The 13,975-nt window shown below is 35.6% G+C and carries 15 protein-coding genes; 12 read left to right on the top strand and 3 right to left on the bottom strand.

Going from position 1 to position 13,975, the window contains the following annotated elements:
* Positions 1-67: 67 nt before the first annotated feature.
* On the bottom strand, positions 68-430 hold the full coding sequence (locus CLU97_RS08905; protein WP_121487608.1) for an RNA recognition motif domain-containing protein: 363 nt from the start codon (positions 428-430) through the stop codon (positions 68-70).
* A 368-nt stretch (positions 431-798) separates the two neighbouring features.
* On the opposite strand from CLU97_RS08905, the gene CLU97_RS24015 reads away from it, so the two are divergent.
* The 11 genes from CLU97_RS24015 (at position 799) to CLU97_RS08855 (ending at position 11,489) form a co-directional block, all read left to right on the top strand.
* Positions 799-966, top strand: a complete 168-nt coding sequence (locus CLU97_RS24015; RefSeq protein ID WP_228437599.1) for a DUF6157 family protein — start codon at positions 799-801, stop codon at positions 964-966.
* A gap of 35 nt (positions 967-1,001) precedes the next feature.
* Entirely contained in the window at positions 1,002-1,769 is a 768-nt protein-coding gene (locus CLU97_RS08900) for an IS5 family transposase (protein WP_121486240.1), read from the top strand.
* Positions 1,759-2,061: a DUF6157 family protein gene (locus tag CLU97_RS24010; protein WP_228437856.1), complete on the top strand. Its 303-nt coding sequence runs from the start codon at positions 1,759-1,761 to the stop codon at positions 2,059-2,061. Before CLU97_RS08900 ends, CLU97_RS24010 begins: the two co-directional genes overlap by 11 nt.
* 97 nt (positions 2,062-2,158) lie before the next feature.
* Positions 2,159-2,554, top strand: coding sequence for an acyl-CoA thioesterase (locus CLU97_RS08890; RefSeq protein WP_121487607.1), 396 nt, complete (start codon positions 2,159-2,161; stop codon positions 2,552-2,554).
* Positions 2,551-3,111 carry a helix-turn-helix domain-containing protein gene (locus CLU97_RS08885; RefSeq protein ID WP_121487606.1) on the top strand — a complete coding sequence of 187 codons (561 nt, stop codon included), beginning with the start codon at positions 2,551-2,553 and terminating at the stop codon, positions 3,109-3,111. The genes CLU97_RS08890 and CLU97_RS08885 overlap by 4 nt, the downstream gene beginning before the upstream one ends.
* Before the next feature lie 193 nt (positions 3,112-3,304).
* Entirely contained in the window at positions 3,305-6,172 is a 2,868-nt protein-coding gene (locus tag CLU97_RS08880; RefSeq protein WP_121487605.1) for a heavy metal translocating P-type ATPase, read from the top strand.
* 5 nt (positions 6,173-6,177) lie between these two features.
* On the top strand, positions 6,178-6,906 hold the full coding sequence (locus CLU97_RS08875; protein ID WP_121487604.1) for a DUF72 domain-containing protein: 729 nt from the start codon (positions 6,178-6,180) through the stop codon (positions 6,904-6,906).
* Between the two features lie 282 nt (positions 6,907-7,188).
* Entirely contained in the window at positions 7,189-8,055 is an 867-nt protein-coding gene (locus CLU97_RS08870) for a polysaccharide deacetylase family protein (protein WP_121487603.1), read from the top strand.
* A 75-nt stretch (positions 8,056-8,130) separates the two neighbouring features.
* The gene (locus tag CLU97_RS08865; RefSeq protein ID WP_121487602.1) at positions 8,131-8,790 is read left to right on the top strand and encodes a YggS family pyridoxal phosphate-dependent enzyme; all 660 of its coding nucleotides are present in this window, start codon (positions 8,131-8,133) and stop codon (positions 8,788-8,790) included.
* Positions 8,791-8,845: 55 nt separating this feature from the next.
* A complete protein-coding gene (locus CLU97_RS08860; protein ID WP_121487601.1) occupies positions 8,846-10,030 on the top strand; it encodes a sigma-54-dependent transcriptional regulator in 1,185 nt (394 codons plus the stop codon).
* A gap of 97 nt (positions 10,031-10,127) precedes the next feature.
* Complete coding sequence (locus CLU97_RS08855; RefSeq protein WP_121487600.1) at positions 10,128-11,489, top strand: MATE family efflux transporter; 1,362 nt, start codon at positions 10,128-10,130, stop codon at positions 11,487-11,489.
* Between the two features lie 171 nt (positions 11,490-11,660).
* On the opposite strand, the gene CLU97_RS08850 is transcribed toward CLU97_RS08855, so the two are convergent.
* Positions 11,661-12,164, bottom strand: a complete 504-nt coding sequence (locus CLU97_RS08850) for a GNAT family N-acetyltransferase (RefSeq protein WP_121487599.1) — start codon at positions 12,162-12,164, stop codon at positions 11,661-11,663.
* Positions 12,165-12,564: 400 nt separating this feature from the next.
* The gene (locus CLU97_RS08845) at positions 12,565-13,128 is read right to left on the bottom strand and encodes a Crp/Fnr family transcriptional regulator (RefSeq protein ID WP_121487598.1); all 564 of its coding nucleotides are present in this window, start codon (positions 13,126-13,128) and stop codon (positions 12,565-12,567) included.
* Between the two features lie 75 nt (positions 13,129-13,203).
* Here CLU97_RS08845 and CLU97_RS08840 point away from each other — a divergent pair, with 75 nt between their 5' ends.
* A complete protein-coding gene (locus CLU97_RS08840) occupies positions 13,204-13,893 on the top strand; it encodes an HAD family hydrolase (RefSeq protein WP_121487597.1) in 690 nt (229 codons plus the stop codon).
* Positions 13,894-13,975: the final 82 nt, after the last annotated feature.

Here is a 13,975-nt window from a genome sequence, read left to right as displayed (position 1 = left end):
CTATTGGAGAAATAGTCTCCTAAAATAAATTCCATAAAAAAGCGGCTTTTAAGCCGCTTCGTATTTTTTACCAACGGTTTCCTCCGCCGTTACCTCCACGGTTGTTTCCACCACCGTATCCACCACCGTTTCCACGGTTGTTTCCGTAACCACCACCTCTGTTGTTGTCAAAGCTTCTTCTTGGCTTTTCTTCTCTTGGCTTAGCTTCAGATACGTTTAAAGTTTTTCCGTTAAATTCTTTTTGGTTAAGAGCTTCAATAGCTTGCTGTCCTTCTTCATCACCCATCTCTACAAAACCGAAACCTCTGGAACGACCAGTTTCTCTGTCTGTAACGATTTTAGCTGATGATACGTCACCAAATTCTGCGAATAGATCGTGCAACTCATACTCTTTAGTTGCGTAATTGATGTTTGAAACAAAAATGTTCATTTTAAAATAAATTAAAAAATTAATAAAAATTTGGTATATAAAAGAAAAACAACATAAATTAATGAACAAATATTGATTCCAAATATAAACGTATGCAAGATACAATTAAAAATTTCAAATCAAAGCTTTTTTTAAATATTTCTCACATTATGTTGAATCCAAATACCCAAATGGGAAATAAAATCAATTTAATACACTAACTATCAATTAGTTAAACATGAAAACATTTTATCATAAAATTAGTTAAAAATTAACAACAAAACCCAAGTCTAACCATTCACAATCAAGCTGATAAGATTGAAAATATTATTATTACGATCTTCCTTATTGTCCCGTTCTTCATGAAATCTTAAATTCCAAGCCAAAATATGAAACCACACACCACAAATTATACCAACACACTCATTGAAGTTGCCGAAGACTGTCCTGTCTCCCAGGCACAGATTCCTCCTGAAAAAAAACAAAAAACATTGGCCAATCTTCAATATGAGAAAATTATAAGAGCCTGTTTAAATTTTCGTAGAAAATTTTGTTAAGAGGCTTTCAGAGGTTGGATATTTGAAAAAAAAAAATGAAATACCCAACCGATTTAACTGAAAACCAGTGGCAATATATAAAGAAAACGATGAACCTAAAAGAGAGAAAGAGAAAATATCCTCTTCTTTTGATTTGGAACTCCTTAATGTATTTGATAAAAACAGGTTGCCAGTGGCGTATGCTTCCTAAAGATTTCCCCAAATGGCAATTGGTTTATTACTATTATATCCGTTGGACGGAGTTGGGATATTTTGACTTAATTCTAGAAAAGCTACGAATGAAAGTTCGTATAAAAAAGGGTCAGCGAGCAGAAGCCTCCTTAGGAATAATGGATAGCCAAAGTGTACGCTGGGGCAATAATAGAGGTCTTCATGGCGTAGATGGAAATAAGAAAATAAAAGGAATAAAACGCCATGTGCTAGTAGATAAGAATGGATTTTTAATCGCAGTGATGGTTTGTGTAGCCAATATTCATGATAGTAAGGCTGGATTGCTTTTGCTTAGATTACTCAGGGAAGAGCTGATGAATTTCAAGTGTATTCTTGCTGATGCAGGCTATAGAGGAGATTTTCTAGATAAAGCTCATAGCCTTTATTCATACCTGGTAAAAGTGGTAAGTCGGGATAAAGAAAAACAAGCTAAAAAAGAGTTTAAACCCGTAAGTAAACGATGGGTAATAGAAAGAACTTTTGCTTGGTTTGATAATGACAGAAGGCTTTGTAGGAACTATGAACTACTGCATGAGTCTTCCGAAAATATGACCAAATTATCCGCTATAAAATTATTACTCAATAAAATTTAAACAGGCTCTAAAAAACCCTTACACTTTTTCTTCAGATGATATTATTTTTGAGTGTTATGCCATTAAAAATGAGATTTCAGAAGAAGAAAGACAGAAAGAAAGAGAAAAATTCTTTTCAAAAGGGCAACCTTGTCTTCGTCGTTCTCCTTTAGCCAAGAAATACGGATTTGGGTTTCATCATAATTCAGAAGGAAAGGTTGCTTTATTTCCTATGGAAAGCAAGGAATATCAGAAACTGCTGAATGATACTTCAACTGCAAAAACCAAAGCAATGCGTTCCAAAAGAAAATGATTGAGAAAATGAATGATTCTTTTCAGATCAATAAATACGATTCTTTTGAAAACATCAGCTATTAACACTAAATTTGTACTGCAAATTATTAAAAGATATGAACTACCATACCAGAAAATGGGTAAAACCCGAAGACTTAAATCCTAATCACTCTCTTTTCGGAGGAAGACTATTACAATGGATAGATGAAGAAGCAGCACTTTATGCCATTATTCAGCTGGAAAACACAAAAGTAGTCACCAAATTTATCTCGGAAATTAATTTCGTAAGTTCTGCAAAACAGGGAGATATTATAGAAATAGGAATTGAAGCATCTCATTTCGGATCCTCTTCTATTACTTTAAGATGTGATGTGAGAAATAAAATGACTCATCAAACTATTATTACGGTAGAAAAAATCGTCATGGTAAACCTTGATGCAGAGGGTAATCCTGCTCCTCATGGCAAAACCCAGATTGAATTCGTAAAAGACAGGTTAAACAACAGTCTATGAAAATTTTCATAAAGAATATGGTCTGCAACAGGTGCATTGCGGCGGTGGAAAACATTTTTCAGAATGCAGATGTAGGGATAAGTACTATTCTGTTAGGTGAAGTAGAAACAGAAGATGAAGTTTCCCCTGAAAAAATGCATATCATAGAAAAAGAGCTGTTAAATACAGGCTTTGAAAGGATTATGGATTCTGCACATCAGGTTGTAGAAAAAATCAAAAACCTGATTATTATAAAAATAAGCGAACTTGATATCCCGGAAGATTTTCTCCTTTCGGAATTTTTAAGTTCAAAACTTCATAAAGATTACAGCGCACTTTCAAAAACATTTTCACAAAACGAAAATATCACATTAGAACAGTTCTTCATTCTTCAGAAAATTGAAAAGGTTAAAGAGCTCCTTCTGTATAATGAATTTAATCTCACTGAAATTGCAGGAAAACTTGGCTATAAAAGTGTACAGCATCTTTCTTCCCAATTTCGTAATGTAACCGGGTTCACCCCCACTGAATTCAAAAAACTGAAAGAGCACAACCGCAAAGCACTCGATAATCTATAAGTTTGAGAGTTTGAAGGTTTGAGAGTAAAAAAGTTAAATATTCCTATTTCACTTACAAACACTCAAACGTTCAAACCCTACAACTCTCCCACTCTAACACTCTCACACTAGCCTAATTTTATAACTATTATCCTTAAATTTATAACAGCCTTAGTTTTCCATTTTGGAAATTTGTAGTATTAATTTAAGAATCATGGAACAACAGTATAAAATACTCGGAATGACGTGTTCCGGCTGTCAGAAAAAAATATCCAACCAACTGAACAGTATTGACGGAATTATCGCTGACGTAAATCTGGAAAGCAATACCGCAACCATTACTTCTGATCACGAAGTAAAGCTTTCAGATTTAAATGATGCTTTGGCAGAAATAGGAAAATACAGAATTGAAGATCCTAATACTCCTGAGAAAGCTTTTGTAAAACCTCAGGACCGCGTATCTCCCTCTTCAGTATACTATTGTCCAATGGAATGTGAAGGAGATAAAGTCTATTTCAAGCAGGGAGAAAGATGCCCTGTCTGCAAAATGTACCTGGTTCCTATTGAAGAAAAAATGGCTAAAGATCCCAATCATAAAACCACTTACTTATCAACACATCTTCCGGAAAATTTTAAAGACAGTATAGGAAAACATTATTGTCCTATGTTTTGCGAGGGTGATAAAGTGTATGATGAAAAAGGAGACTGTCCAGTTTGTCATATGGATTTGGAACCAATTACTGAAGAACTCGTACAAAAAGCGGCTTCACAACACCAGCATTCTCATTCCCATGCTCACGACCATCATAATCACCACCATGGCCATAATCATGAAGCCCCTAAAGTTACTGATGAGATGGCAGGCAAATATTACTGCCCCATGTATTGTGAAGGTGACAAAACTTATGATTCCAATGTAGGATGCCCTGTCTGTGGGATGGACCTTGTAAAATATCCTGAAAAGAAAACCGCAAAATACACCTGTCCAATGCACCCGGAAATCATTCGTGATGAACCCGGAGACTGCCCGATCTGTGGAATGGATCTCGTAAGAATGCCTGACAGCGGATATGATGAGGAAGATGAAACCTACAACATACTAAAAAGAAAGTTCATTACTTCATTAGCATTTACCATTCCGGTGTTTATTCTTTCAATGGGTGGAATGTTCATCAATTTCCCCTTCTCACATCAGGTTCAGGGATTTATTGAGCTCGCTTTAACACTTCCAGTACTATTTTATTCAGGATGGTTTCTGTTAAAAAGAGGCTGGGTTTCTTTCAAAACATGGAATCTGAATATGTTCAGTCTTATTGCTTTGGGTGTGGCGGCAGCATTTATTTTCAGCATTGTGGCTTTGATTTTCCCTGATATTATTCCACATGAAATTCGTGGTCACAATCATGAGATTCCATTATATTTTGAGGCGGTATGTGTTATTTTAACCCTTGTTATTTTAGGCCAGCTGATGGAGGCTGCCGCTCATAAAAAAACAGGAAATGCCATCAAAGAACTCATGAATCTTTCTCCGGATGAAGCGAACCTAATGGTAAACGGTGAAGAAAAGAAAGTGCTGCTTTCTCAGGTAAAAATAGGAGATTTATTAAAAGTAAAACCCGGCGAAAAAATTCCGGTGGATGGAAAAATTATTGAAGGTAATTCTATCGTTGATGAAAGTATGATCACGGGAGAACCCGTTCCTGTAGAAAAAAATATTGACGATAAAGTATCTTCCGGAACTATAAACGGCAATCAGGTATTCATCATGAAAGCGGAAAAAGTAGGTGATGAAACCCTACTTTCGCAAATCATTAAAATGGTGAATGAGGCCAGCCGAAGTAAAGCCCCTATCCAGAAGCTTACCGATAAAGTTTCAAAAGTATTTGTTCCTGTAGTCATCCTTATTGCTGTGCTTACTTTTATTCTGTGGCAGTTTTTCGGGCCGGAAGGAAAAAAAAGTTTATTTGCTTTCGTGAATGCTGTAGCTGTTTTAATAGTAGCATGTCCATGTGCTCTTGGTCTCGCAACACCTATGTCTTTAATGGTAGGAATCGGGAAAGGAGCTAAAAACGGAATCCTGATTAAAAATGCAGAAGCCCTTGAACAAATGAACAAAGTAAATGTTCTGATTACTGATAAAACCGGAACTTTAACGGAAGGAAAGCCTTCAGTAGAATATATTGAAGTGGTAAACGAAGATCAGAACCAGATTTTAAAACTCGCTTTTTCTCTGAATCAGAATTCTGAACACCCACTCTCCAACGCTGTTATAAAAAGAGCAAAAGAAGAGAATGTAACGGCTGAAAAAGTAGATCAGTTTGAAAATATTTCCGGAAAAGGAGTGAAAGGAAATATCAACGGTAAAACAGCTTACTTAGGAAATGAAAACCTTTTAATCTCACATCAAATTGCTATTCCTGAAAATTTAAAACAGAAAGCTGTAGAGGTACAGTCAAAAGCACACACCATTTCTTACATTGCACAGGATCAGCAGGTGCTTGGATTCATAAGCTTTACGGATAAAATCAAAGCAAGCTCCAAAAAAGCAGTGAAACAACTGATGAGTGAAGGTATAGACGTTATCATGATGACAGGAGACAACGAACATACCGCAAAAGCCGTTGCTGATGAATTAGGCATCAAACATTTCAAAGCCAACTGCCTTCCTGAAGACAAACTGAATGAAGTAAAAAGGCTGCAGCAACAGGGTAAAATTGTAGCAATGACCGGAGATGGGATCAATGACTCTCCTGCCCTTGCCCAGTCTGATGTAGGAATTGCCATGGGAACAGGAACAGATGTTGCCATTGAAAGCGCAGAGATCACTTTATTAAAAGGAGATATTTTAGGTGTTGCAAAGGCAAAGCTTCTCAGTGAAAAGCTCCTTAGAAATATTAAAGAAAACCTGTTCTTCGCATTCATCTATAATGTTTTAGGTGTTCCGGTTGCGGCAGGATTATTGTATCCTTTCTTTGGAATTCTACTGTCACCAATGATTGCGGCCGCAGCCATGAGCTTCAGTTCTCTTTCTGTGATTCTGAATTCATTAAGATTAAATTCCGTGGATCTGGATATAAAATAATTATCATGAAAAAAGAAAATCTTTACATAGGTTGTTCAGGATTTTATAATAACGACTGGAAAGGGTCTTTATATCCTGAAGATGCCAACAGTAAAGATTTTCTTTCTTTATATTCAAAAAAATTCAATGCTGTAGAAATCAATTCTACGTTTTATAGAAAACCAACTTCAAAAACATTGTTGAAATGGTACGAAGACACTCCTGAATCATTCAGGTTTTTTATTAAAATCCCAAAATCCATTACCCATCAAAACAGGCTTGAAAATTCCAAAGAAGAAATCTCAGCTTTTTGCAGTCATATTCAAAACAGCTTGAAGGATAAGCTTTCCGGTTTTCTATATCAGCTCCCTCCTTCTTTTAAAAACACTCCGGAAAATATAGAACGCATTGTCAATAATATTGATCACAGTTTTCTGAATGTCATAGAATTCCGTCACAACTCATGGTGGCAAAAAGAAATCTTTGATCTTTTAAAAGATCTTAATACGGTCTTTTCAGGGGTAAGCTTTCCCGGTGATCTTCCTGAAGATATAATTATCAATCATCCGGATATTCTTTATTACAGACTTCATGGCAAGCCCATTCTTTACAAATCTGAATATAGCGAGGATTTTATGAATGAACTTGCGGAAAAAATTAAAACCAGCGGGAAAACGGCTTATGTATTTTTCAATAACACGTGGGGAACTGCTGCCATCCAAAATTCATTATACTTAAAAAGTTTTTTAGAATAAAATCATTTGATTTTGTTAAAATAAAATAATTCTCTATAACATGAAGAATAATAAAACTTCAACAAATATAGAAAAATACTATCGTTTTCACATTTATAAATGTTAAAATCCAGTTAAACACAAATCATAAATTTACAATCCAGCTATTTATAAAAACATCCTTTAAAATAAAGTTCTTAAAATAACCTTAAAAAGAAAAAAGCTGTACAGCATGGCATGTAATTTGTTAATTTTCACATGTTATTTTTAACGATTTTTAACAATTTAAATTCCATTATCTTTATGAGAAAAATTTTTGCGGGAAAGTCAAAAAACATGACTTTTCTCGGGATGTTTGCATTGGTGAGTGCATCTTCAGTTTTATTGAACAGCTGTAATTTCAAAAAAGAAGTGAATGACCCCGTCGTCAGTTCACAGGAACATCCTTCCGCAGAAATAGTCCCCAATGATATGGATGATGAAAGCATAGACCCGGATAAAAGAGTGATCTACCTTACCTTCGATGACGGTCCCAACCAGGGAACCGAAAATCTTTTAAAAATCCTTGACAAAAGAAACGTTTGTGCAACCGCTTTTCTGGTGGGTAAACATGCTTATGGAAGTAAAAGACAGAAAGATGATCTACTGCTCCTGAAGCAAAACCCTCTTGTAGAGCTGGCCAACCACAGTTTCACCCATGCCCACAATAAATACACAGATTTTTACAGAAATGCAGACGCTGTAGTACACGATTTTGATATTGCCAAAGACAGCCTTAAGCTTACTGATAAAATTGCCAGAACTCCGGGAAGAAATATCTGGAGGCTCAATAATATTAATGTAACAGATATTAAAAGTTCCACTGCCGCGGCAGACGGTCTTAAAAAAGCCGGCTATAAAGTAATCGGCTGGGATCTTGAATGGAGACCTTCTCAGAAAATGACTTTAAAAGGGAGCCATGAGGCAATGATTAAGAAAGTGGACAGTATTTTCTTTAATGATCTTGAAAAAACATCAAGACACCTTGTGTTCCTTACTCATGATCAATATCTGAGAGATGCAGATTCTATCAATGAACTTGATCTTTTTATTGAAAAGTTACAGAAGAGCAATAAGTTTGTTTTCAGGAAAATTTCTCAATATCCGAAGATGAATGAAGTTTTGAATTAATCTTTAAGTAAAAAGCACTTTATAAAATGTATTCATAACTGGCAACTGTCAGGGAAATTTCGGAAATTTGCATCTATGAGTATTAAAGAAAATTATAACGCTATAAAAAACCAGCTGCCATCCCATGTCCAGCTGGTTGCTGTTTCAAAAACACACCCGGTTTCTGCAGTACAGGAAGTGTATGATCTAGGGCAAAAAGTCTTTGGAGAAAATAAGGTCCAGGAACTGCTGGAAAAAGTGCCTCTTCTTCCCCAGGATATCCAATGGCACCTTATTGGCCACTTACAGACCAATAAAGTAAAATACATTGCTCCTTTCATTGACACCATACAAAGTGTAGATTCTGAAAAATTATTAGCAGAAATTAATAAAGAAGCTGAGAAAAACAACAGAACGATTAAAGTTCTTCTTCAGGTAAAAATTGCTGCGGAAGAGACTAAGTTCGGGCTTGAAATTTCTGAAGTGAAAGATCTTTTCCAGCAATATATTGAAGGTAAATTTCCTCATGTAGAAATTACCGGATTAATGGGAATGGCCACTTTTACAGATGATGAGCAACAGATTAGAAAAGAATTTTTAATACTAAAAGGGCTTTTTAATGAATTAAATCAATTAAAAACAATAAATACCCTATCAATGGGAATGAGTGATGATTTTCCTGTAGCTATTGAGTGTGGTGCTAATTCTGTGAGAGTTGGATCTGCCATTTTTGGGAGAAGAGACTATTCAAAATAGATATTTAGGTACAGTTTTTGCTAATAATTGAAACAAAAAATTTAAATTTGCAACTATGCAAAAAATCCTTATAGTAGAAGACGAAAAAGCAATCTCGGGAGTACTTCACAGTATTCTTTCGGATGAACTCACCGATTATGAATTTGTTATCGCCGAAGACGGCCTTGAAGGTTACAAACAGGTAGAAAAAGAAGATTTCGCACTCGTGATTTCTGATATTAAGATGCCTAAAGTTTCAGGAACCGAATTGTTGAAGCAAAGTCTCGCACTAAAACCAGAAACTACTTTTATCATGATCTCAGGCCACGCAGATATTGATTCTGCCGTTTCCTGTTTGAGAGAAGGTGCATACGATTTTATTTCCAAGCCAATTGACATCAACAGATTGATCACAAGTGTGAAAAATGCTTTGGCTAAAGAAACTCTGAAGAAAGAAAATAAAAATCTTCAGACCGAAAACAAAACTTTAAAGAGAAAAGTAAGCAAAAAATATCAGATGATTGGTGATTCTCCTGCTTTGCAGAAGATTCAGGATATGATCGAAAAAGTGGCAGCTTCTGATGCCAGAGTTCTTATTACAGGACCTAACGGTGCCGGAAAAGAATTGGTAGCTCATGCTATACACAACCAAAGTGACCGTGCAAGAGGCCCAATGATTGAGGTAAACTGTGCTGCCATCCCATCTGAACTTATTGAATCTGAACTTTTCGGACACGTAAAAGGATCTTTTACAGGAGCCATTAAAGATAAGCAGGGAAAATTTGAGCAGGCTAACGGGGGTACAATCTTCCTTGACGAGATTGGTGATATGAGTCTTATTGCTCAGGCTAAAGTATTGAGAGCACTTCAGGAAAGCAAGGTTTCTCCTGTGGGAAGTGATAAAGAAATTAAAGTGGACGTAAGAGTAATTGCGGCTACCAATAAAAATATGCAGAAAGAAATTGAGGAAGGGAAATTCAGAGAAGACCTTTACCACAGACTTTCTGTTATTGAAATCTACGTTCCGCCATTGGATGAAAGAAAAGCAGATATCAAATTGTTGGTTGAACATTTTTCAGGTATGATTGCGGATGAGCATGGTACAGCTGTGAAAAAGTTTGACGACAAAGCTATTGATGCTTTAAAAGCGCTTTCATGGACTGGAAATATCAGAGAATTAAGAAACGTTGTTGAGAGGTTGATTATTCTTGGTGGAAACACTGTTTCTGAAGGTGACGTTGCAAGTTTTGTAAGGAAATAATAAGCTATTATTTACCATATTATAAAAATTTGCAGTGTTACCACTGCAAATTTTTTTTTGCCCTATTAATGATAAACTATATGAATCTTAAAATATTATGAACTTTTTAAACAAAAACTATACGAAAGAATGCCTGACTTTGGCTCTGCCTGTGATGCTAACCCAGGTAGGGCAGGTTTCGGTCAACTTATTCGATAATATTATTGTCGGAAAACTTTTGGGTGCCGATGCACTGGCATCTGTTTCATTGGGGAACGCAGTGTTTTTCTCCATATTTGTATTAGCTCTGGGCTTTTCATTCGCCATTCCGCCATTGGTTTCGGAAGCACACTCGAAAGAGGACCATGCTACAATCAATTCGGTATTCAGCCACGGTTTTATTATTAATATGTCTGTCGGGATTATCCTGATGGTGATTCTTCTTTTAGGAATGCCACTACTCTATCATTCCGGACAGCCGGCCAAGATCATTCCGGATACGGTAAGTTTCCTAAGTATAATGGTGGTCAGCATGATTCCGTTTATGGCATTTCAGACGCTTCGTGAGGTTTCTGAGGGATTATCTTACACGATCGGAGTTACCAAAGCTACTATTATTGCCAATATTATCAATATTGTTTTAAACTATGTTTTCATCAAAGGGCTTTGGGGAATTCCTCCGATGGGCGTAAAAGGATCTGCTTTAGCAACCCTGATTTCCAGAGTTTTCATGGTAGTTTTCCTTTATTTTGTATTGCTTAAAGAAAAAAGAACAAGACGTTATATTAAGGACTTTTCTTTAAAGATCCAGGTTTTCTCAAAGAAAATGTTTGATAAAATGGTAAAATTGGGATTGCCTACTGCTTTACAGATGTTTTTTGAAGTAACAGCTTTCGCCGGAGCTGCATTTATCTGCGGATTGATTTCCGCTCATGATATTGCTTCTCACCAGATCGCTTTAAGTATGGCTTCTTTCACCTTCAACTTGTGTGTTGGGTTCAGTGTGGCTTCTACTGTAATGATCGGAAGAAAGCTTGGAGAGCAAAATTTTGTTGAACTTAGAAAAGTAGGAATCAACAATTTAAAGATTGCTTTTATTTTCATGTGCATCTGCGGATTGGTGTTTATTTTAGGCAGAAATATACTTCCAACATTCTTCACGAAAAAAGAAGAGATTGAAGTGATCAGTCTGGCATCAAAACTGATGATTATTGCAGCTTTATTCCAGCTTTCAGACGGAATTCAGGTAACGGCTTTAGGAATGCTGAGAGGACTACAGGATGTAAAAATTCCATCTATCTACACCTTTATCGCTTACTGGGTCATTACGATTCCTTTGGGCTATTTCTTCTGTGTTACTTTAGAAATGGGAGCATTTGGAATGTGGATCGCACTCGGGCTCGGATTAACTATCTCAGCCGTTTTCCTGGTGAAACGATTCCTGAATATGTCTGCTAAAAGAGTTAAGCAGAATTCATAAAATAAAATAGCTGTCTCAAATTTGAGACAGCTATTTTTATATTCTTTCGTTTTGCTCCTTAACCGCAGATTTCACGGATGAACACAGATGATTCTGTATAATTTTTTTATAGATTAAATGCTCATAAAATTGTTTTACAAGGTTACCTTTTCTCTTTCTCCTCAATTACAATTAATCTATCCTCTTTCCTAAAATCTTCAGGCTTCTTTCCACTCCATCCAGAATAGCCACATTAGGAAGACTTCCCCAATCTTCAAATCCAAAGTGTCTGAACAGCTTCAAACTTGGCTCATTATGAAGGAAAATAAGCGCTACAAGGTTTTTTACTCCAAATTTTCCGGCGTTATCAATACAATACTGAAGAATGGTTTTTCCATATCCTTTTCCTCTACAGGTTTCATCCAGATAAATACTGACTTCTACCGTACCATTGTAGGCCGCTCTTTCATGGAATGAACTGAAACTCACCCAACCAACAGTTTCATTTTGCTCATCTTCAACTACCCAAAGTGGTCTTGTCTGAGGATTGTGCTCTTCAAACCATTTTAGCTTACTTTCTACAGAGACTTCTTCCATGTCTGCTGTTACCATTCTTGAGGCAATTGTTGAGTTGTAGATGGCTACGATTTTGTTTAAATCTGCCAATTCAGCATTTCTGAACTTTAATGTTTCCATGAATATTGTAATTCAACTTATTCTCACGCAAAAATACTGAATTTTAAAATCCCCCCTATTAATTTTAAATATTTTATTCAAATTTTCACATTAAAAAAATAAACACCCCTTAAATAACAGTTATAAATTTTATTTAACTTGATTTTAATATTTTGTTTGTTGGAAAATCGCAAAGACGCTATAGATTTAAGCTTTTGGTATTTTTAAGACGCAAGGATTTTATCTTTGATAAAATTGAATGCTGGTTAAGTAGATTATAATTTAAAAAAAACATACGCAATTTCCTCAACTTATAGAAAAATCCAGAGCCATAACTTACTGAAAATCTTTGATTTGATTGCACCTTAAAATTACAGATAGGAATAAAAAAACTTTGCGTCTTTGCGATTTCCCAACAAAATTATTTCAAATCCCTTAAAATTCTATTTAAACTTCTCACTGCAATTCCGAGATAAGCGGCCATATCTTCTTTAGAGATCTGAATATTCTGCTTCGACTGCATTTGCAATAATTGTCTTAAGGTATGTTCTACCGTATATAACTGTTGATAGGATGCTCTGCTGGAAGTATTGATAATCCGTTCTGCAAAAGATTCTAAAAGAAGATTATTCAAAACAAGATCATTTTTAATCAAAGCCTTAAAAGCTGGAATTTTTACTGCATACACCTTAACTTCCGTAAGCGCTTCAATACTGCACAGACAGTTTATATTTTTGATTAATTCCACTTCCCCTATTACTTCCCCACTTCCCAGGAATTCTACGATATATTCCTTCCCATTTTCTTCAATAAAATAACATTTTACAATCCCTTCTTTAATCAGCATAACATGGGAAGGCTGATGATCCTGTACCAAGATTTTATCTCCTTCAGAAAAAGATTTTATTGTAATATCACCACTACCATTTTGCTTTGTATACAGCTCATCAAGATAGTTTAAAAATGTATGATTGGTCCTTAACATATTCACCAGGACAAATGTCCTTTGGTTATCTAATTTTTATACTGAATTTTGCGGACAGAAAATTACAAAACAAAAATGAATAATCATATTACAACGATTGCTTTTGACGCAGATGATACGCTCTGGATCAACGAACCTTACTTTCAGGAAGCGGAGACAGAATTCTGCAGACTTCTTGAAGATTACCTTCCACAACATTCAGTATCACAGGAATTGTTTACAACGGAAATGCAGAATCTTCATTTGTATGGTTACGGAGTGAAAGGATTTATACTTTGTATGATTGAGACTATTGGCAGAGTATCCAATAATACAGCTTCATTAGATTTGGTCAACAAAGCGATACAGCTTGGTCAGGACCTTCTTCAGAAACCTATTGAACTTTTGGATGGCGTTACAGAAACTCTTGAAAGCTTAAAGGGAAAATACAGGCTTGTTGTCGCTACAAAAGGAGATCTTCTGGATCAGGAGCGTAAACTGAAAAATTCAGGATTACAGGATTATTTTCACCACATTGAAATTATGAGTGATAAAAAAGAACATGATTACAAAAAGCTGTTGAAACATCTGGACTGCCAACCTGAACATTTTCTGATGCTCGGAAATTCTATCAAATCGGATATTTTACCGGTATTAGAAATCGGAGGATATGCGGCACATATTCCTTATCATGTGACATGGAGCCATGAACAGCATGATGTTAATCTGGAACATCCAAATTTTATGGAGCTTAAGAGTATTGATGAAATTCTGAAGCATCTTTAATTTTTTAAACCATTAAGTTTTAATACAACTTCCTTATTATATTTTTTAATCAACAAAAGAGACTGTTTATGGTAAACAGTCT

The sequence above is a fragment of the Chryseobacterium sp. 7 genome (assembly GCF_003663845.1).
Classification (GTDB): Bacteria; Bacteroidota; Bacteroidia; order Flavobacteriales; family Weeksellaceae; genus Chryseobacterium.
Note: the sequence above shows the minus strand (reverse complement) of the source record. Positions and strands in the feature narration are given on the sequence as shown.

Coding starts and splice junctions, on each gene's coding strand:
- CLU97_RS08905 (WP_121487608.1), bottom strand. CDS start 430: ATGAACATTTTTGTTTCAAACATCAATTACGCAACTAAAGAGTATGAG.
- CLU97_RS08885 (WP_121487606.1), top strand. CDS start 2,551: ATGAAAATTTTCATAAAGAATATGGTCTGCAACAGGTGCATTGCGGCG.
- CLU97_RS08865 (WP_121487602.1), top strand. CDS start 8,131: ATGAGTATTAAAGAAAATTATAACGCTATAAAAAACCAGCTGCCATCC.
- CLU97_RS08870 (WP_121487603.1), top strand. CDS start 7,189: ATGAGAAAAATTTTTGCGGGAAAGTCAAAAAACATGACTTTTCTCGGG.
- CLU97_RS08840 (WP_121487597.1), top strand. CDS start 13,204: ATGAATAATCATATTACAACGATTGCTTTTGACGCAGATGATACGCTC.
- CLU97_RS08875 (WP_121487604.1), top strand. CDS start 6,178: ATGAAAAAAGAAAATCTTTACATAGGTTGTTCAGGATTTTATAATAAC.
- CLU97_RS08890 (WP_121487607.1), top strand. CDS start 2,159: ATGAACTACCATACCAGAAAATGGGTAAAACCCGAAGACTTAAATCCT.
- CLU97_RS08880 (WP_121487605.1), top strand. CDS start 3,305: ATGGAACAACAGTATAAAATACTCGGAATGACGTGTTCCGGCTGTCAG.
- CLU97_RS08855 (WP_121487600.1), top strand. CDS start 10,128: ATGAACTTTTTAAACAAAAACTATACGAAAGAATGCCTGACTTTGGCT.
- CLU97_RS08900 (WP_121486240.1), top strand. CDS start 1,002: ATGAAATACCCAACCGATTTAACTGAAAACCAGTGGCAATATATAAAG.
- CLU97_RS08850 (WP_121487599.1), bottom strand. CDS start 12,164: ATGGAAACATTAAAGTTCAGAAATGCTGAATTGGCAGATTTAAACAAA.
- CLU97_RS24015 (WP_228437599.1), top strand. CDS start 799: ATGAAACCACACACCACAAATTATACCAACACACTCATTGAAGTTGCC.
- CLU97_RS08860 (WP_121487601.1), top strand. CDS start 8,846: ATGCAAAAAATCCTTATAGTAGAAGACGAAAAAGCAATCTCGGGAGTA.
- CLU97_RS08845 (WP_121487598.1), bottom strand. CDS start 13,128: ATGTTAAGGACCAATCATACATTTTTAAACTATCTTGATGAGCTGTAT.